Origin of the sequence: Paraburkholderia sp. JPY465, from assembly GCF_050436725.1 — a bacterium.
GTDB lineage: Bacteria > Pseudomonadota > Gammaproteobacteria > Burkholderiales > Burkholderiaceae > Paraburkholderia > Paraburkholderia youngii.
Genome location: NZ_JBNDMT010000006.1, coordinates 915,244 through 937,851, shown reverse-complemented (window position 1 = coordinate 937,851; position 22,608 = coordinate 915,244). Strand labels below are relative to the sequence as shown.

Sequence of the window (22,608 nt, the reverse complement as noted above, 5' to 3'; positions counted from 1 at the left end):
GATCAAGTAGCGCGAGTACTTTTTAAGGATTCCCTTCGATTGGCGATTTCCGACGATCTGGCGATCATGCCGCATGGCATTGGGCATGCATGATGTAAAAACGATGTCAAATGCCAGCGCTATTGCTATGCAAAAAAAATGCCCAAAAAAAATGTTTGCGAGATGCATCGATTGAATGGCCCGCCGCCGTTCATTTTCGTCAACAAACCTGAATAAGCCCGGAGCATGCGTCAGCGGCTAGCTAGCCCGGACCACGAACGCGTCAGCAGGCGCCGCAGCCGGATCGGTCACCTCGATCGTCATATGCGTGAGCGCGCTTTTCGCTGCAAATGCATCGAGCCACTGCCGTGCGAGGCGCGGCAGCACGTGCTGTTCGATAAAGCCGATCAAAAGACGCGCACCGGTCCCCTGCACGAGGCAGCGCCCGACGATGTAGTCGACCACCTCCGACGCATAACTCAGCGCGATGCCGTTGTTGCCCGCGATGCGCCGAACGACTCGATCGAGATGCAAACGCACGATCCGCGGGAGCGAATCCGAGCCCAGTGGACGATACGGCACCAGCGTCACGCGCCCGAGGAAGGCGGCCGGAAACGCCTTCAGCAATTCTGTCGCAAGCGCGGAACGCAGACCGTCAAAATCCGGCGCAAGCATTTCGTCCGCGCATAGGCTCGCGCTCAGATCGGCGCCGACATTGCTGGTCATCAGGATGGTCGTATTGCGGAAATCGATATAGCGACCATCGCCGTCTTCCATGTAGCCCTTGTCCAGCACCTGGTAGAACATTTCGTGCACGTCGCCGTGCGCCTTTTCAATCTCGTCGAGCAGCACGACCGAGTACGGACGTCGGCGCACCGCTTCGGTCAGCACGCCGCCCTCGCCGTAGCCGACGTAGCCCGGCGGCGCGCCCTTGAGTCCCGAGACCGTATGCGCCTCCTGGTATTCGCTCATGTTGATCGTGATGAGATTCTGCTCGCCGCCGTAGAGCGCCTCCGCCAACGCGAGCGCGGTCTCCGTCTTGCCGACGCCGGACGGTCCCGCGAGAAGGAAGACGCCGAGTGGCTTACGCGGGTCCGCGAGCCCGGCGCGCGCCGTCTGCACGCGTTCGCCGATCTGCTGCAACGCGTCGTGCTGGCCGATCACGCGCGCCGCCAGCGTGGCGGGCAGCCTCTGAACGGCGCTGACCTCGTCGGTGAGCATGCGTCCGACGGGAATACCGGTCCAGTCGGAGACGATGTCGGCGACGATCGCTTCGCCGACTTCCGGAAACACGAATGGCGCATCCGCCTGCAGGTTCGATAACGTCCGCTCCAGTTCGCGCAACGTCTGCAGCTCGCTCGCCGCGCTATCGCGCGCGTCGGGCTCAGGGCCGCCTTCTGCGGCTCGCGCGCTCACGGCCTCGCGTGCGCCAGCGAGCGCCTTCGCCGCCTCCGACTGGGTCTGCCAGGCGGCTTCGACAACACGTTCCTCGAACTCGAGCGTTGCGATGGCCGCGTTGACGTCGGCCAGCTCGGTCTCGCTGCCAAGCCCGATACGCACCTCGTTACCGAGCAGCCCGGCTTCGACGCGCGCGGCTTGCAACCGCTCGCGAATTCGCTGCAATTCGCGCGGTGGCGCGTGCTGCGATAGCGCGACGCGCGCGCAGGCGGTGTCGAGCAGGCTGATCGCCTTGTCCGGCAACTGACGCGACGGAATATAGCGATGCGACAGTGTCACGGCTGCGCGAATCGCTTCGTCGAGAAGTACGACTCCATGATGGCTCGCGAGCGTGCGCGCGAGTCCGCGGACCATATCGATCGCGCACGGCTCGTCGGGCTCGGCGATCTGCAGCACCTGAAAGCGCCGCGTGAGCGCCGGGTCTTTCTCGATGTGCCGCTTGTACTCGGCCCACGTCGTCGCGCCGATCGTGCGCAACGTGCCGCGGGCGAGCGCCGGTTTGAGCAGGTTTGCCGCGTCGCCGGTGCCGGCCTGACCGCCTGCGCCGATCAGCGTGTGAATCTCGTCGACGAACAGCACGACCGGCGTCGCCGACTTCGCCGCCTCCTCGAGTACCGACTTCAGCCTGGCCTCGAATTCGCCCTTCATGCTCGCGCCGGCAAGCAGCGCACCCACGTCGAGGCTCAACAGCCGCACGTCGGCGAGTTTCGGCGGAACTTCGCCCGCCGCGATCGCGCGCGCGAGCCCTTCGACGACCGCCGTCTTGCCAACCCCGGCGTCGCCGGTCAGAAGCGGATTATTTTGACGCCGCCGCACCAGCACGTCGATCATCGTGCGAATCTCGACTTCGCGGCCAACCACCGGATCGATTTCACCGGCGCGCGCGCGTGCGGTCAGATCCGCGCAAAACTGCGCCAGTGCCGCGCCCTTCGCCGATGCTGCGAGCGCACCGGACGCCTCGCCCGGCACCGCGGACGAAAAGTCGCTCTGGTCGTACGGGGTGTCCTTCTCTTCGGGGGAACCGTCGATCCACGCCGGCAACGCATCGTGAAGGCCGTCGACGCCAATCTTGCCGAACTCCGGCGAAATGGCCAGCAGCAAGCGCCGCAATTCCGGCGTCTCGACCAGCGCCGCCATCAGCCATGCACCGCGAATCCGCCCGTCGCCGAATGCCAGCGTCGCGACGATCCACGCGCGCTCGATTGCCATCTCGACATGATGCGAAAAATCCGTGAGCGCGCTCGCGCCGGACGGCAGCGCGGCAAGTGCCCTCTGCAGGTCGCGCTCGAGCAGCTCGCGGCTGATGCCGCAGTGTCTGACGATGCGGTGCAGATCGCTATCGGACTGCGCGAGCAGTTGGTGCAGCCAGTGCACCAGTTCGATATACGGGTTGCCGCGCAGCTTGGAAAACGCCGTAGCGGATTCGATGCTCCTGAAAAGCGTCGCACCGAGCTTGCCGAACAACGCGTGGCGTGAAATGGACATGATGAAGTTGCAGGTAAAGATATTTGTTGCGAAGAGGCGTGGCTCTGCCGTGGCATCCGGCATTCCGCGAGCAGGTGTCCGAAAAAGCGTGCTGGCCACACTGATCGAGCGACAAAGGATAGCCGGTCGATCGCTACTTGTATTTGGGCCGTCGCCCATATTCCGCTCGAGGTGCGCGAAGTAGCATTCACATCTGCCGGATGCCAGCCCGCAGTTTTAGTTGGTGTTCCTTTTATTTCTGCGTCGGGAGAGTCCTTTAACAATGCGCGCTTTACAGTCGGATCTGATTCGCCATTGCATACCGGCCAAGCCATGACGGGATATCACGCTCGCTGGGACCATTCGCCTTTCGAAGCGAGTGCGCTCAGGACGTTCGCACGAACCATCCAGTCTCTCGCGCTCGTTCGCGCCGTTTCGCGAAACGGTCGCGCCGGCGCGGCGTGTTCGTCTGACGCTGTTCCGAACGCGCATCCCGACTTTCAGCCTATGCCCGATTTGTTGATGAACCCGCATCTCGAAAAAGCGAACGCGCCTGAAGACTCTGTCCCGACACCACCGTCGAGCGCGAATTCGCCCGCGGCCCGGATCGAGCCCGTGCTCACGAAACCGGATGACTTCGGCGACCTGATCGCACTAGCCGACGAGAACGATGACGATCCGCTGCCGTCGCGGCGCGAACCGCATCCAGCAGAACACGGCGGACACGACGGCATGGCAAAGCTTCTGGCAGCCGACATCGATGAAGCGGACCCGCTCGCCGCGCTCACGCTCGAATACCGTGACGCGCTGCTGAACCAGAAAAGCGGGAACGCGCCCGAGCCCAAGGCGTCGGCCGAAGCTCAGAGCGAGCCGATCATCGGGTCATCTCCCGATCCATTCGCCGAACTTGTCGATCCGTCGCAAATGGAAACATCCGTGTTCGACCTGCTGACGAAGGGGAAGAACATCGACACCCTGCTCGATGATCTTGACTCGTTCGGTGCCGAGCAGGTTTTCGAGGCGGACCAAACGCACGAGATCCTCGCACTGCTCGCGCCGCGCGGAATTCCCGCACACCGTGCGAGCAGGACCGCGCTGCTCGCACGCGAAGAGCATCACCTGGTGAGCATGGACAGCCACATGGCCATGCCTGAATCGATCGAATACGAAGAGCCTGCATTTTCAGATGAAAATAACCGCTGACCTGCCCAAGTCGGATACTCCAACCCTTAGCAGCCTGCTCGACGCGCAAACCTACGGCGAACTGAAGCAGCAAACCATCGACAACGTGCGCAAGCATCCGTCGAACCTGCGCGAACGCTGGCTGCTGTTCGAGCTGTTGTGCCTCGACGGCGAATGGAACCGCGCGCTACAGCAGTTGCAGACGTGGGCCACGCTCGAGCCGGAAGGTGCGTCGCGCGCCCAGATGTATCGCGGGCTGATCCGCAGCGAGATGTTCCGCGCCGAGGTGTTCGCGGGTCAGCGCACGCCGGGCGAGATCGAGCCGCTGCCCGAGTGGGTGAAATCGCTGCTGCAAGCCAATCTCGAGTTCGGCGAAGGCAACCTCGCCGCCGCCGACGAACTGCGCGGCGCCGCGTTGAACGCCGCGCCGGCCACTCGCGGCGAAAGCACGCAGATCGGCCAATTCGAGTGGCTCACCGATAGCGACAGCCGGCTGGGTCCTGTGTGTGAGCTGACCGTCGCGGGCGGTTATCGCTGGGTGCCGTTCGACTCGATGAAATCGCTGACGCTCGGTCCGGTCACCGCGTTGACCGACCTCGTCTGGCGCTCGGCCGTCGTGGGCCTACGCGACGCGACTGTCCTGCGCGGCTATCTGCCGGTGCGCTATCCCGGCTCGGAAACTGGCTCCGCTGCCACCCGGCTCGCGCGCGAAACTACCTGGAAAGACGTTGGAGAAACGGGCGTGATCGCGCTCGGCCAGAAAACCTGGAGCACCGACAAGGGCGACGTCGGCTTGCTCGACATCGGCGAATGCCGGTTCAATCACGACGAGCACGTATGACCAGGTCCGACGCGCGGCACCGGCAAGCCTATATGCCGTCGCTGATCGACCGCCTGCTCGACGATGCGCCCGCACGGCGCAGCGAGCGGCCCGAGGCCTATGCGCCGAACAGCGAAGGCATGCGCCGCATCATCCAGCGTGATCTGAGCCTGCTGCTCAACACGACGAACCTGGACGACGAAATGGACATCGCGCGCTACCCGATGCTAGCCGAATCGGTCGTCAATTACGGCATCCCCGCGTTGTCCGGAAGCTACCTCGCCAGTCGCAACTGGGAGACCGTCGAGAAGATGGTCCGTAACGCAATCGTGCGCTTCGAGCCACGTCTGATTCCCGAGTCGCTGCGCATCCGGCCGCTCAATAGCGAGAACCCGGTACGCTACAACCAGCTCGTGTTCGAGATTCACGGCCTCATGCGCTGGTCGCCCTATCCCTTGGAATTTCGCATCCAGAGCGCTTTCGACATCGAAACGAATCACGTCACGTTCGACGCGGACACCGGCAGGGGAAATTGACATGGACCCGCAATTCCTCGACTACTACAGCCGCGAACTGACGTACATGCGGGAAATGGCCGGCGAGTTCGCCGCGCAGCACCCGAAGATCGCGCGCCGCCTTGGCATGGAGGGCATCGACGTCGCCGACCCGTATGTGGAGCGGCTCATCGAGGCATTCTGCTTCATGTCGGCTCGCACACAGATCAAACTCGACGCCGAGTTTCCGCGGTTTACGCAGCGCCTGCTCGAAGTGGTCTATCCGAATTACGTCGCGCCGACGCCGGCGATCGCCGTCGCGCAGTTGCGTCCGAGCCTGCGTGAAGGCGATTTCACGAAAGGGCTGAAAGTGCCCCGGCATAGCATGCTGCGCTCGGCAATCCCGCCAGGCGAGCAAACCGCATGCGAATTCCGCAGCAGCCAGGACGTCACGCTATGGCCTATCGAGATCGTTGAAGCCCGGCTCACCGCCGTGCCACCGGATATCCCCGACACCGATCGCCATCTGTTGCCGCACGTGCAATTGCGCGGCGCGTTGCGGCTGCGCCTGCGCACAACCGGCGAAGTGAAGTTCAGCCAGATGACGAACTTCGACCGGCTGCCCATCTACATCGGTGGTGACGAACGGATCGCTTCGCACCTGTTCGAGCTGATCCATGCCGGTAGCGTCGCTTCGGTCGTGCGCGCGTATGGTGCGTCGCGCGACGAAGGGCACGTGGTCGCGAAAACCTCGGTCGAATTCGAAGGTCTGCAAGCGGAGCAGTGCCTGCTGCCGCTTACCTGGAATACATTTCACGGCCACAATCTGCTGCAGGAATACTTCGCATGCCGCCAGCGCTTCTATTTCTTCGCGCTGACGCAGCTCGCGGCCGGTCTCGCGCGCGTGGACAGCAAGGAAGCGGAGATCGTGCTGCTGCTCGACCGTCTGCCGGAAGAGCTGGCCGCGCACGTGGACGCAGCGCGTTTCCTGCTGTTCTGCACGCCGGTCATCAACCTGTTTCGAAAGCGCACTGATCGCGTGGAAATCAATCGCGCGCAAACCGATTTTCATCTGCTCGCCGACCGCACCCGGCCGCTCGACTATGAGATTTTTTCGGTGTCGCGCGTATTCGGTCAGCGGGCGCAAACATCGCTCGAAGTCGAATTCAATCCGTTTTATCAGACGCTGCATAGCGATGTGGGCAACCACGGCCGCTATTTTTCGGTGCGTCGTGAGCAGCGCGCGCTGTCGGCCAATGCACGCAGGTACGGCACCCGCACGCCGTATATCGGCACCGAGGTCTACGTGTCGCTCGTCGATCAGGCGGAGGCGCCGTACGCCGACGACATCCGCTATCTGTCGGTCGAGGCGTGGGTCACGAACCGTGACCTGCCGCGCCTGATTCCGCGTGACGGCAAAACCGACCTCACGATGTCCGATTCCGTGCCGATCGAAGGCGTGCGCCTCGTGCATGCACCGAGCGCGCCGCGCGCGCCGTACGCGAGCGGCGAAACGGCGTGGCGTCTGATCCGGCAGCTGAGCTTCAACTACATGCCGCTCGCCGACCTCGACCACGGCGACGGCGGCCAGGCGCTGCGCAACATGCTCGGCCTCTTCATCGCGCCAGGCGAGCGCGAACAGGCACGGCAAATCGAGGCATTGGTCGGTGCTCGCACCGAACCGGTGGTGCGTCGCTTGCCGGGCGACGGACTGCTCGTCTATGGGCGTGGCGTGCGCTGCGAACTGACGGTCGATGAAACCGGCTTCTCAGGCATCAGCCCGTATCTGTTCGGCCTCGTGCTCGAGCATTACCTCGCGCGCCACGTTTCGATCAACGTGTTCTCCGAAACCGAACTTCGTTCGATGCAACGCGGCCTGATCACCCAATGGCGGCCGCGCATGGGCGGACGCGGAGCGGTATGAGCATGGACGGGACATTGGCGAGCGCCGTCGCACCGACGCGATCATCGCTCGATCCGCAATCGCTCGACGCGTGGTTCGATCCCGACACGCCGTGGCAGTCCGGTTTCCTGAGCCTGCTGCGCGCGATCGCCGCGCGCGACCCGCTGATGCCGTTGCCGGGCACCGCGAGCCTGCCGCGAGAAGAGCCGTTCCGGATCGGTCAGCAGCCCACATTGGCCTTTGCGCCGCGCGAAATCGCGTCGCTCGGCACGCGAGACGGTCGCCTCGACGTGCGGCTGTTCGGGCTCGGCCTGTGGGGGCCGCAGGGGCCGCTGCCGCTGCATATGACCGAACTGGCGCACAGTCGTGTGGAAAGCTACCAGGATCATGCGCTCGTCGGCATCGTCGATCTGTTCCATCACCGCGCACTGTCACAGTTTTATCGCGCGTGGGCATCGGGGCAAGCCACCGCGTCGCTCGACCGTGCCGGCGACGAAACGTTTTCGTTCTACGTCGCCAGTCTGATCGGCGTCGACCCGGCCGAGGCGAAGCATTCCTGTCTGCCCACGCATTCGCGTTACAGCGCGGCGGCGCACCTCGTGCGCGAGGCGCGAACGCCGCACGGCATCGAGGCGACGCTCTCGCATTACTTCGGTGTTCCGATGACCATCGAAGAGTTCGTGCCGCACTGGATCCATCTGTGCGCATCGGAACATACGAGGCTCGGCGTGCCGGGGCCCGCGGCGATCATCGGTGAATGCGCGCAGCTCGGCGAGGCCATCCCCGACCGGCAACACAAGTTCCGGCTCGTCGTGGGTCCGCTCGACCTCGATCAGTATCTGCGCCTCACGCCGCACGGCGAGGACTTGCCGACGTTCGTCGAATGGGTGCGGGCCTTCGTCGGCCATGAATACGCGTGGGAGGTCAAGCTGCTCGTCAACCCGCGCGCGGCGCCACCCACCTGCATCGGCACGTCGCAGAGACTCGGCTACTCGACGTGGCTCGGTGATTCCGTCGACGACCTTCCGGTCGTCGGCATGATTTTCGAACCTGAACAGTACAACGACCGACCCCGGAGTTCCTTCGCATGAACGCCCACACTCCCGCCGTCGTGCTGCGCTACGCCGATCTGCTCGAACCGGTGTCGGCGCACGCGCCTTGCGGTCCCGATCTCGAATACGATCCGGCTTTCGTGATGCTGCAGGCGGCCGCGGCCCCACGCGCCGAAGCGCAGTACGGCGACTTCGTCGACGTGCCGCCAACGGCCAATTGGGCCGACATCGAACGCGATTGCCGCGCGCTGCTGCTGCGCACGAAAGACATCCGCCTCGCGGTGATCCTGCTGCGTTGTCGAACCCGGCTCGACGGCGCGGCCGGCCTGCGCGATGGCCTGGCTTTGCTGATGGCGATGCTCGAATGCCATGGCGAAGCGCTCCACCCGCCGCCGGTGTTCGAAGGCGAACGAGACCCGGCGATGTTCGCCAACGCGATCGGCGGACTCGTCGAACCGGATGGCATGCTGGCCGATGCGCGCGACATCCCGATGCCAAGGGCGGCCGGGCTGCAACTGCATTTGCGCGACATCGAAAAATCGTTCGCGACGCCGCGCCAGAAGGACGCGCTCGCTCCTGAATCCGTCGCCCGCTTGCTAAAGGAATGGTGGGGCCGACGCGACGCGGCGCTTGCCGCATTGGTCGAAGCGCAGTGTCTGACGCAGCGCATCGCCGCTTGGTGCGATGAGACGCTCGGCGTCGATGCGCCCGATCTCGGCTCGTTGTCCCGAGCACTGCAGCCATTCGCGCAGCATCGGTTGGACGGTGGCGGCGCATCCGGGCCGACGCCCGTGCCCGCTCGAGCCGTCAATGAACAGGACAACGACACTGCGCATGGACCGGCGCCGGCTAGCGTCGCTGCGGCAACGCTACCGCGGTCCGACGCGCCGGCCGATCCGCCAATCACCGCGCCGTGTCCAATGGATCGCTGGAACGCGCTCGCAGCCATTCAGGGGACACGCATGTGGTTCGAGCAAAACGAACCGAGCAGTCCGGTCATTGTCTTGCTGCGCCAGTCGGAGCGAATGGTGGGCAAACGGTTTTCAGAACTCGCCCATATCATTCCCGCCGATTTACTCGCTAAATGGGATGAGTTCGACGGTTGAGGCAACGTGCGCGCATCTGCGCAATTTCTCCGCTGTCGGCCCCTACGGTCCGCCGGTCAACCAACATCCTCCAATGAAAAGACTCGTCCAATTTTTTATCCTGGTTTGCTTCGCGATGCCCCATTTCGCGTTCGCGATCTGCACCCAGTTGAAGCCTGCGCAAGTTTCCGAACTGCTGTCTCAAGGCTACCTCGCGGGACAGACCATACTGGTCAACGTACCGTTCCGGGAAAGCTCGGTATCGATCGACCCGGCGTTGCCGGTCGGCTCGGTGATCGCCACCGGCGTCTCGCCGGCTTACGCTACCTATGCGAACTTCGCGGATTGCACCAACGGAGGCACAGTATCCATACACTATTCCAACGCAACGCCGTCCGTTGTAGCTGGGGGTATCGTCTATAACACCAACGTCCCAGGAATCGGCTTTCGTTTGACCTATCTTCGCGCGACCGGCGTGAATTCGCCTCTCCCGTTTACGCCTTCCTTTGCCGCAGGCGAACCCAATCAGGTTATCTATGGCCGCTTCGGCATCGGCTCGCAATTCGAGATCGAACTGGTCAAAACGGGCGACATTGCAAGCAACGTCAACGTGATGCTCAGCACCATCGGAGCCGGTGTCGCCCAGGGTGACGGCCGTCAGGTCGTGACGATCACAGGCGGCAGCATCAACGTCAAGGTTCTTCCAAGTTGCTCGGTCAATACCAGCACACTGAACATCGATTTCGGCACGTTCGGCCCGAGCGATGTATCGACGACAAGCGGGCCGACCCGGCCAGTCGACTTTACGGTGCTCTGCACCGGCCCCACGCCACCGGCTTCGATCACCGCTGCACTTTCCGGAACCCCCGATACCGAAGATAGCAGCATGCTGAAGAACACCGGCGCGACGCATCTCGCGATTCGTTTGCGGGACGTTGCAAGCAAAATAGTTTTCCGGCCCAACGATCCGTCGAGCACCCTCGTCCACACCCCGCAGGGCGCGATGCAATCGCCGTTCGCACTAGAGGCGACCGTGCTGCGCGTCGGCACAGCGACACCAACCGCCGGCAAGATCCAGGCAACCGCAACAGTCACGATGACCATTCTTTAAACCGACTATCAACGGCAAACGTCTACTAGAAGCAACTAGCATGACCGAGATACCCGTCGCACCGCCGAACTCGATCTTCGTGCAAATCGCGAGCTATCGCGACCCGCAGTTGGTCCCTACCCTGCTGGATTTGATCGACAAAGCCGGCAGGCCGAATCTGCTGAGGATCATCGTTTGCTGGCAGCATGCGCACAACGAAACGATGATCCAGTTCTGGCAGCAGGGCTTAGGCGATTGGCGAGCCGAGCAGACCGGCAACTGGACCGTTCACCATCTCAGTCATCGTGAAGCGAAGATCGAATTGATCGACGTCCCCCACATGATGACGCAGGGCGCATGCTGGGCCCGCAATCTGGTCCAGCAGCGATACGGTGGCGAGCGCTACACACTGCAACTCGACTCGCACCACCGCTTCGTCGACGGTTGGGACACGCTCGCAATCGAGATGCTGGAGTCGCTACGCGATGAAAGCCCCAAACCGGTTTTGACCGCTTACCTTCCGATGTACGACCCCGAAAACGACGATGCTCGATCGAGCGACGAGCCGAGGATATTGGCCTATGCGAGGTTTTCGAAGGAAGGGGTCGTCCTGTTCCGCTCGAAAACACTTTCCGACTGGAGAACGCGCATTCGCCCGGTCCGTTCGCGCTTCTTCAGCGCACACTTCGCATTTGCCGACGGCCACTTTGCCGAAGTGGTTCAGCACGATCCCGACTATTTCTTTCACGGCGAGGAGATCTCGCTTGCGGTCCGAGCGTTCACGCACGGCTATGACCTGTACAGTCCGCACAGGCTGATCGGGTGGCACGAATATCTGCGTTCATATCGCGTCAAGATGTGGAACGACCACAGTCACGAGGCCAAGGAACGGGGTGAGATCGGCGAGCCTTGGCACGAGCGCAACGAGCGCTCATTGCAGCGCAATCGTGCGCTGCTCGGTATCGACGGACAAACGCTGGCTGACGCCGAGTTCGGCAAGTATGGACTCGGGGCCGAACGCACGCTCGCCGATTACGAGGCCTACGCGGGCATCAGCTTCAAGTGGCGCGGAGTCCAACAGTCGGTATTGAACGACGATCCACCCACCCCGGGCTCTCAGCGTCCCGACGAAGCGACATGGCAGGCCTCTCTGCTACGCGCAAACGACGTCCGCGTGTGCGTACATCGGAATGGATTCGACAGGCATGTGAGCATGCCCGGCGTCGAGCACGCGTTGCTAGCCGCAACGTCGGTTGCCGTCGTGATCTACGACAACGGCGAGACGGAACTACGCCGCGAAACCGTCGACGCCAGCGGTCTGTCCCGATGCCGGAAAAACGATTGGCTCGATTTTCATGTGACTTTCGAATCAGAACTTGGCCGGGTCCCAGCCAGCTACGTCGTGGAGTTGTTCGACGACGCCGGCAACGTATTGAGCCGGGTCAGACGCGCCAGCGATGCATGATGCGTCCGCGACGACGACGCACGGAGACGCCTCCGGCGTCGCGCGGCCGAGAGGATTGCACCACGTCAGCGGATTCGGCGCGTAGCGGTACGGACTGCCTCCGGGTTCGCCGTTGCGATCGGGGCTGATGTAGCGGCCCGCATGAGGATCCTAAAAACGCGCACCGTTGTAATACAGCATGGTTTCATCGTCGGCGTATTGGCCGGCATAGCGAAGTGGCTGCGCAAACGCGTCGCTGCTTTGCCACTCCGGCGTCACGAGACTGCCCCACGCACGATAACGCCCACGCCATACCACCCGGCCAGTCTCGTCCGTGAGCGCGACGGCCGTACCGGCGACGTCCGTGTGATAGTGATAGACCTGCGTGCTTTTGATCGCACCATCATCGGTGAGGGCCTGGTCCACGCAAGCGAGCGGCGCGAAGCCGGTTGAGCCGTCGGGTTCGGGTTGATACAGGTAGGTGCGCAGTTCCATCGCGCGGCGCTGCTGGATCAGTCTGTGTCCTTGCCATACATAGCGCGTGACCTCGTCGCGCTCCGGCATCGATAGCTGCTGCATGCGCCGTGGCGCAGTGGATTCGATACGCTTGGCGATACGCCGACCGATTGCGTCGTACTGATAGCGCACGGTATAGCCCTGGCGATGCGCGGCGATGATGCGCCCCTCCGCATCCCAATCAAGCGATAGCGTATGGTCGCGGCCACTTCTACGCACCAATTGTCCCCACACATCGTAGTCGTAACGATGTCCGCGGCATTCCCGTAACCGGTGGTCCGGATACACGGCCGGGAACCAGCTGCCGCCAGGCGTATCGAGCAGATTGCCGGCGGCGTCCCACGTGAAATACTCGATGTCCCCGTTCTCCGAGACCGAGCGCAACAGACACCCACGCCGGTCGTAGTCGTACCACATCTGACCGTCGCGCTCGCCGCCCGTCCTGACGATCAGGTCAGCGGGACTGTAATCGACTTCGCGCCACAATTCGATGAGAGGTTCTGTCGCGGAGCCCGGCGTATCCACGTCGTGCCCCGTCACCGAGCGCCACCACACCGGCAAGCCGAGCGGCGAAAAGCCCGTATGCGTACGCAAGCGACCTTGCGTGCGCGCAACCGGACGCCTCATCGCGTCATACCAGAAGCGCGCAATCTGCCGTTCGCCCAGTTCGATGAACGCGATGTCGCCGGTTTCGAAGCGGCGCGTACGCAGCTCCTGCCCCTGCGGCAGCTGAGTCGCGACAATGCGGCCAGCGGCGTCGTAGGTGTAACGCAGTGTGCCGTTTGCGCCGTGCTCGGCGATCAGACGTCCGCCGGCGTCGTGTTCGAAGCGGATCTCATCCGCTCCAATACCGAGTAGCCCTCCCTCCGGTGTCGGCTCGCGGATCACGCAGTCGAGCAATCCGCCCGGTCCGTAGTGGTACATATAGCGGCTATGCGGGGTTTCGCGCTGGATCAGCCGGCCCGCACGGTCGTAGTCGAACGTTTCGCAACGCTGTTGCTCGCCCGCCTTCCACGTGAGACAACGGACCTGCCCGCTAGCCGCATAGTCGAAGCTGCGTTGCACGCCATCGGCGTCCGCGATCGACAGGCAACTGCTCGCATTCCACCGAAGCACCTGCACCGCGCCGTTCGCGCTTTCGATTCGAACCGGGCGCCCATGCGCATCGTACCGACGCACGATCACGTGACCTTCTTCGTCGACCGCGCGTACGACGTTGCCTCGCCGGTCTCGATGCCAGTGCCGGCTTCGGCCACTCGGGCCAACGAACGACGTGCGCTTGCCAGCCGCATTCCACTCATGACGCTCGGCCTGTCCGTCCGGACGTGTGATGGTCAACGGCCGGCCGAGGCCATCGCGCTCGATTCGCGTGACGCCGTCGAGCGCGTCGGTCAGGCTGACGACGTAACCGTTGACGTCGTACTCGTAGCGTGTCGTGCTCCCGCCGACTCCAGTGCGACATGTCACCTGTCCCCACGCGTTATGCGCGAAGGTGGTGGCGCCTCCGTGCGCATCAGCCGAGCGTACGACATCGCCAGCGTCGCCATATTCGAAACGCGTGAATTCTCCCGACGGGGTTTGATAGTGCAACGGCTGCAGGCGATCGTTGCGTGCCCACGTCCACGCACGGCCATCGCTCAACGCGACCGACACGGGCTCGCGTGACGCAAACGCATACTGCGTCGAGCGGGTGGCGCCCTGCGGGTCCGTCTCGCACGCGACGCGTCCGAGCGCATCGTATTCGATGCGAACCTCCCGCTCGCCGGGCAGTTGCAGTGTGACCGGCGCGACGGCGGCGTCGTAGCCGAACCGGTAGCGTCGTCCGTCGAAGTCGGTGTGCGACAGCACGCGGCCGTGGTCGTCGTACTGCCAATGCGCCGCGTTGCCGAAGACATCGCTGACCTCACTGATCTGACTATCGAAGTCGTAGGCGAAGCGATCACGCGCGCCTTCCGACGTAACTCGTCGAACCACGCGCGCGGCGCCGCCGATCGTCTGCCATACGTAGCGTGTCGCCATGCCGAGCGCGTCTGCGTCTTCGACGATCCGCCCATCGCGGTATGCAAAGCGACGCACGATTTCCCCGACCCGGTTGCGCACCTCGGTGAGTTCGCCATGCTGGCTGTAGCCATACTGGACCAGCGCGCCGGTGGGACCGCCGTCGACACACTCGACAGCGCTCAAACGCGGTCCCATCCGCGCTTCATAGTGCATGCGCAGTTCGTGGCCGCAGGTCCCACGCATGCGCAGCAAGCGCCCGTCTGGGTCCCAGATCAGGCCGATCCGCTGCTGACGCAGATCCTCGACGTATTTGAGCCGTGCGATTCCGTTCGCGTCGAAATCGCCGAACACGCGGTAGTGCGGCGTCAGATCCGCAACGACGAAGCGTCCGTCGCTCAGATGCGCGATGTGCAATTGCGCAGCCGACGCAATCACCTGCGTCCCCGGCTCGGGAAACGGCACGCTGAGCGTGCTGCCGTATTCGTCGGTATAGAGCAGTTGATCGTCGCGCTTGTGCAGCGTGACTTCCCAGTTCGTGCGCCAGCCGACGCCGAGCAGTCCGAGCGCGTGCTGCGCGCTCGAATAGCAACGCGACCATCCGAGCGGAAGGCGGCCTCGCAGCCTGAAGTCGGTTTCGTCGGCAGGCAGGCAGATTTTGCCGCCGCTGATCACATCGACCGAGCCGCACAGAATGCCAGACAGCGCACGGCGTATCCGAAAGCGGTCGACCAGGTCGCCGAGCCGCTCACAGCGATCGAGCAACGGTCCGACACAGGCGACGGGCAATACGACGCCGGGCAGGCTGAGCAGCTCGCCGCCGATTCCCGCGAGTCCCGTCGTCACGTGGCCACCATCGTCATCATGAACCGATGCGCACGTCTGGCGAGCCAGCGGAACACACCGCGCCACACGAAACCTGGCCGCCAACCAATGCCGCCGGCACGTTGTTGATCAATACCGTGCCCGAACCCGCGACCACAGCTTGCGAGCCCGGGTGCAGTGTGCAAACGGCAGAACTCATACCGACGAGCGCCGCAGGCATTTGATTGATGAAGACCGTCGGGGAACCCCCAGCGATCGAACCGCCATGTCCGATCGCATCGCCTTTGCGAGCCGCTGGAAACATGATCGATCTTCTCCCAATGAAAATTGAAAGACCGTGCAGGGCGATGCGCGAAGGCATCCGCCGGCTGCACGGTATTGCGAAATACGCTGTTACGCGTCGGTGCCGGTTGCCGGTGGTGTTTCAGTCGGCGGCGGCGGTTCTTCCGACGGTGGCGGCTCTTCCGAAGGCGGCGGCTCTTCCGAAGGCGGTGGCTCTTCCGAAGGCGGTGGCTCTTCCGAAGGCGGTGGCTCTTCCGAAGGCGGCGGCTCTTCCGAAGGCGGCGGCTCTTCCGAGGGCGGTGGCTCTTCCGAGGGCGGTGGTTCTTCGGAAGGCGGTGGCTCTTCCGAAGGCGGCGGTTCTTCCGAGGGCGGCGGCTCTTCCGAAGGCGGTGGCTCCTCCGAAGGTGGTGGCTCCTCCGAAGGTGGTGGCTCTTCCGAAGGCGGTGGCTCTTCCGAAGGCGGCGGTTCCTCCGAAGGCGTTGGCTCTTCCGAAGGCGTTGGCTCTTCCGAAGGCGGCGGCTCTTCGGAAGGCGGCGGCTCTTCGGAAGGCGGCGGCTCTTCGGAAGGCGGCGGCTCTTCGGAAGGCGGTGGCTCTTCCGAAGGTGACGGCTCTTCCGAAGGTGACGGCTCTTCCGACGGCGGCGGCTCTTCCGAAGGCGGCGGTTCTTCTGAAGGCGGCGGCTCTTCCGAAGGCGGCGGTTCTTCCGAAGGCGGTGGCTCTTCCGAAGGCGGCGGTTCTTCCGAAGGCGGTGGCTCTTCCGACGGCGGCGGCTCCTCCGAAGGCGGCGGTTCTTCCGAAGGCGGTGGGTCTTCCGTCGGAAGCGGATCCATCGTCGGAAGTGGTTCCTCCGAAGGCGGCGGCGGAATAATTGGAACGTCCAGCGCATCAAGCACCACTACAGGAACCGGCACCGTCACTGCGCTGCCGCATTCCATGTCACCGGGGTTGAGGTCCAGCGGCGTGCCTTGCACCACGACACGGGTGTCGCCCTGGATGCGGATCGACTTGCCGATGAGCTTGATCTCGCCATCCATGTTCATCGTCAGAGACGACTTGCCGCACACGATAGACAGCACCCCTCCAGCCGACAGCGAATAGGCCCCCCCCACCGCGTGCGTGGACGCGCCACCGACCGTGACCGTACGTGCCCCGCCCACCGTCAGAGTGGAGGCACCCCCAACCGCAGTCTCCTCGAGCCCGCCGATCGAAACGAACTGTCCAAGATCGACGGAATGGAAGGCAACATTCTTCACCCTCATCGAATACTTGCCGCCAACGACCGTGCTCGAAGTCGCCCCAACGGTCATGCTGTGCGCCGCGGCCACGCCGATCGTGTAGTCGGCACCGACCACGTGCGATTCGTTGAGCTTCGTCAGGCGGTTCATGTCCCGCTCGGCTTGCACCGTGAATTCCTCGGCGCCCGCCTTATCCTCGAAGCGAATGCTGTTGTAGTTCTGCAAGCCCCCTTCCATCGACCGGCTCATGAAACCGCTTTGCGTCGCGTTGCCAGGCAACTCATAGGGCGGACGCGTCACCGTGTTGTACAGGCTCCCGGTGATCAGCGGGCGATCCGGGTCGCCGTTCCAGAAATCGACGATGACTTCCTGGCCGATGCGCGGAATGTAGATGCCACCGAAACCCTGACCGGCCCACGCCTGGCTCACACGGACCCAGCAGGAGTCGGTTTCGACGTTGCGGCCGTAGCGGTCCCAGACGAAGCGGACCTTCACGCGGCCGAATTCGTCGGTCCACAATTCCTTGCCCTCGGGACCCACGACGACCGCCGACTGAGGCCCGCTGACGATCGGTTTCGACGTCTCGCGCGGCAGTCTGAACACTTCGCTTGTCGGCTGCACGTCGAACTTGTTGCTGCAGGTGTACTCGTAACCGCTACCCGATTCATCCGGCGTACCGGTCAGGGCGAGCTTCGTACCGATCACCAGGTATTCGCAGTTCGCGGCCGTATGATCGTAGTGGCTCAACACGAACGTCTGCCCGCACGCCAGTCCGCGCACGTTACCTTCGCCTTGCGCTCGCGTGCCCGGCGCCCGCAGCGCTTCCATGCGCGTACGCGCGAGCAGTTCCCCGTGGCTGCCGTCGGTGTAGTCGCCCGGCCAGTCGTAGCGCTCGAGCAGGTTCCAGCTGGTGTCGCGGGGCTGCTGATTGATCGCTCGCATGTCGGCCCGCGAACGTGTGAAGTCGAAGTCGCTCGTCACATAGTGACCGGTGCACAAAACTTCCGCCGTCGAAAACGCGCTGATGTATTCGGTGTCGGTCTTGCCGTTCTGCGGTTGGAACGCGAGCGTCCGGTATGCGGAGTTCGGCGATTGACGGTGCGCGCCAATGTGATCGCACAGCACGAGCCGGTGCTTGCCGTCGGCATGCTCGAAAAACCAGTAGATGCCCCACTCCTCCATCAGGCGTTGAATGAAGTGGTAGTCGGTCTCGCCGTACTGGACCTGGAAGGCGCGCGGCTCGTTGGTCGGGCTCTCGCCTTCGAGCGCATAGCGGCTCACGTCGAGGCGCTTTTCGACCGGATACGGATAGTCCTTCAGAACCTCGTCGATGATCTCGATGACCGTCTTGTTCTGGAAAATCTTGTAGTCGGTCGTCAGGGTGGCCAGCCACAGCCAGGGCTTCAACACGACACGATAGACGTTGTAGCGGCCTTGCCGACGCAGGTATTGCGCGGCGGCGACGAGTCCGGTGATTTCACGCTGAGCCGCCTCGGCATCGGCGCTCGGCTCGAGGTCGATCGCGACGGTCATTTCCTTGCCTAGCAGCGCCTTCAGGTCGAGATTGGCACTGACGGCAAGCGGCACCGTGAAATCGTCGGGCGTGCGCAACAGCAGTTCGTATTCGAACAGCTTGCCGAGTTGCTCGTCGCCGTTCAGTGACATGAACTTCAGCGCCGGCTGCGTCAGTCCGTCCGCGCTCTGAGCCGGCCACCTCGGTATCGCCGCGCTGGATACGGTCACTGCGCGGCTTTGCACACCTATCGCGTTCAAGGGATTACTTGACATGCACTCCTCTAAGTTCTCTTTATCGAAAAGGCGCTACAGCTCATTGGACGATGCGGTGCCTGACGACGCGTCCGTTCGCCTTGCCGGCGTGCTTCCACTGCCGGGGCAACGAAAATCCCGCAGCAACGCGGTGAGTTGCGGTCCCGACTGCCCGCCCGACGTCAGTTCGATAACCGCGTGCCGGTCGTCAAAATTGAAGTCCACTGCCGAGCGGCTCGACGACAACGTCGACGTCACACGGCCCCGGTCGATCAGACGGAACAGCGCCCACGGACCCTCGGTCATCACGGTCGACGTGTCCGGACGCACGCGCGGATTCGCGGTGAGGCCGGCCATCGAGCCGCCGCGCGGCCCCGGCCATGTGATCGGGAATGACGTGACCGGACCGTGCGCATAGCGCAGGCTTTGCCCGTCGACGTCGACGAGCAGATCGGTAATCTCGGGGTCCAGCGACACGACCCTGAGACCCGCGTTCCACGACATCCGGGTCGCGCCGGGATCGCGGAAAAACGTCTGGCGGATCGCCGCGGCGCGTTCGAACGGTTCGAGACTCGGTCCCTGCATGGGCGGCATGCCGGGACTCACCGGCTTATAACGCCACGGCCGTATGCTCGTATCGACACGGCTGGCAAGCGTCTTATGGAAGAAGTCGTCGAGCAGGCCGCCTGCCGCGAATACGCGGTTGAAATCGTCGATGTCGACTTCCTGGACGCTCGCGACGAACGGATATTTGCCTTCGACTGCACGGCGGCATTGCGCGCCAACGCTCGATTCGACCTGCATCGTCAGCAGCGAGCCGACGTTGCGGTCCACCTTACGCAACGACTGCGACGCGAGACCCACGAGCACGGCGCGAAAGGGCGGCGGCAGCTTCTGCGCCTCGAGCTGCATCGTGGCGCCGAGGTCGTCCGTGGGCGGCATGCTGTTGGTGGCGAGCACGTCGCCGGCCGTCATCAGACGCGTGTACTGCTCGTTGATCAGCCCGATGACGCCGCCCAGCTGCAGCACGCCGCTGCCGCCAGGGAGCGCGCTCCCGCTATCGGCCTGGCCGGTCACGACTTCGCGCAGCGCGGCAAAGCGTCGGTCGACCAGTTCACGTTCCATCTTCTGCTGCGCCAGTTGCCCGATGGTGGCGGTTGCGGCCACGGCGCTCGCGGCGCGCGCCCCCTGCGAGCGACGCATGATCACGTTGATGGCGCTCCCGGCGGCCGACGGCTCGTCCGCGCCGTCAGCGACCGACAGCGACGTCTCGCGCGCGGCGGTTCGCGCGAGTCTCGCCAGTGGCGAATCCGGCGCAGCCAGCGTACGCAAGGTCTGCAGATCGGGCGCCAGCGTGCCTTCGCTGCCGGACACCGGTCTTACGTCGTCGAGAAACTGGCTCCAGTAGTTGCCATAGTCGGTCAAGTACTGGCGACGGATATCGTCGGCGAGCCTATCTTTGCGCAGTGCGTGCCACCACCCTGTCGACGCCTCGGCCTCGCCCATCACCCACGCGTCCTGTTTGCGCGCCTGCTCGAGAAATTCCGGCAGGCGCTTGTTGAATACCGCGTGATAGCCATCGTAGGTATAGAGACCGGGTATGCCTCGCGCGAGCGTCGAGCCGTTGGCCAGCATGAACACGGTAGTGGCCTGCGGACCCGCGGCGCTCAGCAGCGTGACGTTCTCGGGCGCCTCCGGCGCCATGGTGTTCGTCGCGCGTTCGTAGAGACGTCCGGACGCCGGATTGCGGCCGAGGAACTCGCGCGCGCGACGCACCAGCTGCGCATTCACCGGTTTCGCCGGCACCGCGGGGACCCTTTCATCGATCAGGGCGTCGAGATGCCGCGCCATCACGCTGCGCTCGCCCAGCGGCGCGACGCTGTTGGCGTGTTCCCAATCGCCGAGCACCCAGGCCTTGATCGCTTTCGCGTCGTAGTGCGAGCGATCGAACAGCATCAGGTAGACCGTCAGCGTGCGATAAACGCCGTCCGCGTCCTGTGCGCCAATTTGCGTGTCGAGCACCGTTTCGAGCCGGCCGATGACTTGCGGCAGCAGCATCTGTTTCAGCAGACTGTCGTAGGTCTCGTTAGCGGCGGCGCTGATGGCGGGCGCCGTGTACAGCCCGTAGCGCCATGCGAGACCGGGGCTGTCGAGGTCGATGCCGTCGAACTGCGGCAGGTCACGCGACGCTGACAGTATCGACCCCGTCGCCCCGGGCTGCGGCGCCTTGCGCTGCGACAGGACCCGCGCGGCGAGCCCATCGGTCTTGCCGCCGATCGCCGCAAGATACTCGCGGTTATTGCCGAAGCTCACGACGAGAGCACCAATCAGCCACACCGCGATGATGATCGCGAGCAGATGCCCGACAACACGCAACGCGCGGAAACGGATTTCCCAGTACAGGTTCGGCCGCACCAGATGCGCTTCGGCCAGGATTACGTGCTTAAACAGATTGCGCAAGAAATAGCCGCGATAGGCGGTAGGCGTAGCGTCGCAGGACGACGGCGAGAGCGTTTTCGGCGCGGCGCCGAACGAACCCGCGAGCCCGCGACGCAGCCGCTGCAACAGTGTGGTGCTGTCGGCGGACACGGCCTCGTGAGTTTGCGCTGCGCTCGTGAAATAGACGCCGCGCAGCGTGCTGTTCAACTGCGTGTCGTCGTATTTCGAATCGAGAAACACCAGCGCGAGCAATTCATCGAGTTCCGCGCACAGGCTGCGAAATTCGGACGGCAACGCATACAGCTTCTTGCGCAGATCGACCTCGTACACCTCCTGCAGCCTCGTGTTGATGCCGTCTTCGAGTCCCTGCTCCAGCTCACGCATCTCGGCTGCGCAGGTGAGACGCAATGTGTCGCGGCCGTGTTGTTCCGGCTCTTCCTGATAAGGCAGCGTAAAACCGAAGATTTGCGCGCGGCTTTCCGCCGTCAACGACTGGAAATACTCCCCGAAGCCGGGCAGCAAATCGAGCTTCGTGACGAGTACGTAGACCGGGAATCGAATCCCCAACTGCTGTCGCAACTCGCCAAGCCGCGCGCGCAACGACGCGGCTAGCGCCTTTCGTTCAGACGCTGGGCGCGTCAACAGCTCTTCGACCGAAACGGCCAGCAACGCACCGTTGATCGGCGCGCGCGGGCGCCGCTTGCGAAGCAGCCCGAGAAAGCCGCGCCATTCGGCCTCGTTCGCGCTCTTCAGGTCTGCCGGTTTGACGTCGACCTTCGCGGCGTCTTGCGACGCTGCGTCCTGAACCGCATAACGGCCGGCGGTATCGATCAGCACCGCCTCGTTCGCGAACCACCAGTCGCAATTATCCGTTTCGATGCGGCTTCTCAGCGACGCCGCGGCCATCTGCTCCGCCTCCGGGAAATCCAGACCCGAGTTCAGGATCAACGTCGTCTTGCCGGCACCCGGCGAGCCCACCACCATGTACCACGGAAGTTCGTACAGATAGCGCTGGCTTTCGAGCAGACGACGCAGCCCCGCCGGTCCGCCGCGCATGCGTTTGAGTTTGTCGATGGCCTTCGCGACGACCGCGTGAAGCGCGCGGATTTCCTCTCGTGCGACAGGGGTCGCGGCCGACTTCTTCGTGAACGGGTTCAGCACGCGCTGCAGCAGCACGTCGTCGCTGCGAACTGCCCGCCACAGGCGATACAGCCCATAGATCGCGTAGCAGGCGAGCAACACCGAGATCAGCAGCACGCGGGACCATGTGGTGCCGAGCGGATGCGTTTCGCCGAACGCGAGTATTGGTCCGAAATACCATAGCGCAACACACAGCAACGCGACGCCGATGACGCCCGGCGACCAGCCGAGCAGCCAGAACAACAGCAGCAGCAACAGCACGGCGATCGACAGCGCGCGCGAGAGCACGCTGTCTAGCGGCCGGTAGTCGCCAAATGCGATCAGAGGCCCCACGAACCAGACGGCCACAGCCGCCACGAGGATCGCGGCGAGCACCAGCGTCTGGCGGGTCAGCACAAATTTCGATAAGCGGTTCAAATAAGACATCAAGGCTT

At 63.8% G+C, this 22,608-nt stretch carries 13 protein-coding genes; 8 read left to right on the top strand and 5 right to left on the bottom strand.

Annotated elements, in window-relative coordinates; all coding sequences use genetic code 11:
* Window positions 1-237 precede the first annotated feature (237 nt).
* Window positions 238-2,922 (bottom strand): type VI secretion system ATPase TssH, encoded by a 2,685-nt coding sequence (gene tssH / locus QFZ94_RS37590; RefSeq protein ID WP_429463019.1) that lies wholly within the window; start codon window positions 2,920-2,922, stop codon window positions 238-240.
* 171 nt (window positions 2,923-3,093) lie between these two features.
* Between tssH and QFZ94_RS37585 the strand changes: the two genes are divergently transcribed.
* From QFZ94_RS37585 to QFZ94_RS37550, 8 genes are all read left to right on the top strand, one after another.
* Window positions 3,094-4,104: a TagK domain-containing protein gene (locus QFZ94_RS37585; RefSeq protein WP_429463018.1), complete on the top strand. Its 1,011-nt coding sequence runs from the start codon at window positions 3,094-3,096 to the stop codon at window positions 4,102-4,104.
* Complete coding sequence (locus QFZ94_RS37580) at window positions 4,088-4,924, top strand: type VI secretion system accessory protein TagJ (RefSeq protein WP_429463017.1); 837 nt, start codon at window positions 4,088-4,090, stop codon at window positions 4,922-4,924. Before QFZ94_RS37585 ends, QFZ94_RS37580 begins: the two co-directional genes overlap by 17 nt.
* On the top strand, window positions 4,921-5,439 hold the full coding sequence (gene tssE / locus QFZ94_RS37575) for a type VI secretion system baseplate subunit TssE (RefSeq protein ID WP_368582591.1): 519 nt from the start codon (window positions 4,921-4,923) through the stop codon (window positions 5,437-5,439). The genes QFZ94_RS37580 and tssE overlap by 4 nt, the downstream gene beginning before the upstream one ends.
* A 1-nt stretch (window position 5,440) precedes the next feature.
* Complete coding sequence (tssF, locus tag QFZ94_RS37570) at window positions 5,441-7,321, top strand: type VI secretion system baseplate subunit TssF (RefSeq protein ID WP_429463016.1); 1,881 nt, start codon at window positions 5,441-5,443, stop codon at window positions 7,319-7,321.
* A gap of 2 nt (window positions 7,322-7,323) precedes the next feature.
* The gene (gene tssG, locus QFZ94_RS37565) at window positions 7,324-8,391 is read left to right on the top strand and encodes a type VI secretion system baseplate subunit TssG (RefSeq protein ID WP_429463015.1); all 1,068 of its coding nucleotides are present in this window, start codon (window positions 7,324-7,326) and stop codon (window positions 8,389-8,391) included.
* Window positions 8,388-9,458: an ImpA family type VI secretion system protein gene (locus QFZ94_RS37560; protein ID WP_429463014.1), complete on the top strand. Its 1,071-nt coding sequence runs from the start codon at window positions 8,388-8,390 to the stop codon at window positions 9,456-9,458. Before tssG ends, QFZ94_RS37560 begins: the two co-directional genes overlap by 4 nt.
* A 73-nt stretch (window positions 9,459-9,531) precedes the next feature.
* Window positions 9,532-10,548 (top strand): fimbrial protein, encoded by a 1,017-nt coding sequence (locus QFZ94_RS37555; protein ID WP_429463013.1) that lies wholly within the window; start codon window positions 9,532-9,534, stop codon window positions 10,546-10,548.
* Between the two features lie 40 nt (window positions 10,549-10,588).
* Window positions 10,589-11,992 (top strand): GlcNAc-transferase family protein, encoded by a 1,404-nt coding sequence (locus QFZ94_RS37550; RefSeq protein ID WP_429463012.1) that lies wholly within the window; start codon window positions 10,589-10,591, stop codon window positions 11,990-11,992.
* A 150-nt stretch (window positions 11,993-12,142) separates the two neighbouring features.
* On the opposite strand, the gene QFZ94_RS37545 is transcribed toward QFZ94_RS37550, so the two are convergent.
* The 4 genes from QFZ94_RS37545 to tssM form a co-directional block, all read right to left on the bottom strand.
* On the bottom strand, window positions 12,143-15,331 hold the full coding sequence (locus QFZ94_RS37545) for a DUF6531 domain-containing protein (RefSeq protein ID WP_429463011.1): 3,189 nt from the start codon (window positions 15,329-15,331) through the stop codon (window positions 12,143-12,145).
* A 16-nt stretch (window positions 15,332-15,347) separates the two neighbouring features.
* The gene (locus QFZ94_RS37540; RefSeq protein ID WP_368582691.1) at window positions 15,348-15,614 is read right to left on the bottom strand and encodes a PAAR domain-containing protein; all 267 of its coding nucleotides are present in this window, start codon (window positions 15,612-15,614) and stop codon (window positions 15,348-15,350) included.
* An 89-nt stretch (window positions 15,615-15,703) separates the two neighbouring features.
* A complete protein-coding gene (locus tag QFZ94_RS37535; protein ID WP_429463010.1) occupies window positions 15,704-18,616 on the bottom strand; it encodes a type VI secretion system Vgr family protein in 2,913 nt (970 codons plus the stop codon).
* Between the two features lie 33 nt (window positions 18,617-18,649).
* A complete protein-coding gene (gene tssM / locus QFZ94_RS37530) occupies window positions 18,650-22,600 on the bottom strand; it encodes a type VI secretion system membrane subunit TssM (protein ID WP_429463009.1) in 3,951 nt (1,316 codons plus the stop codon).
* Window positions 22,601-22,608: the final 8 nt, after the last annotated feature.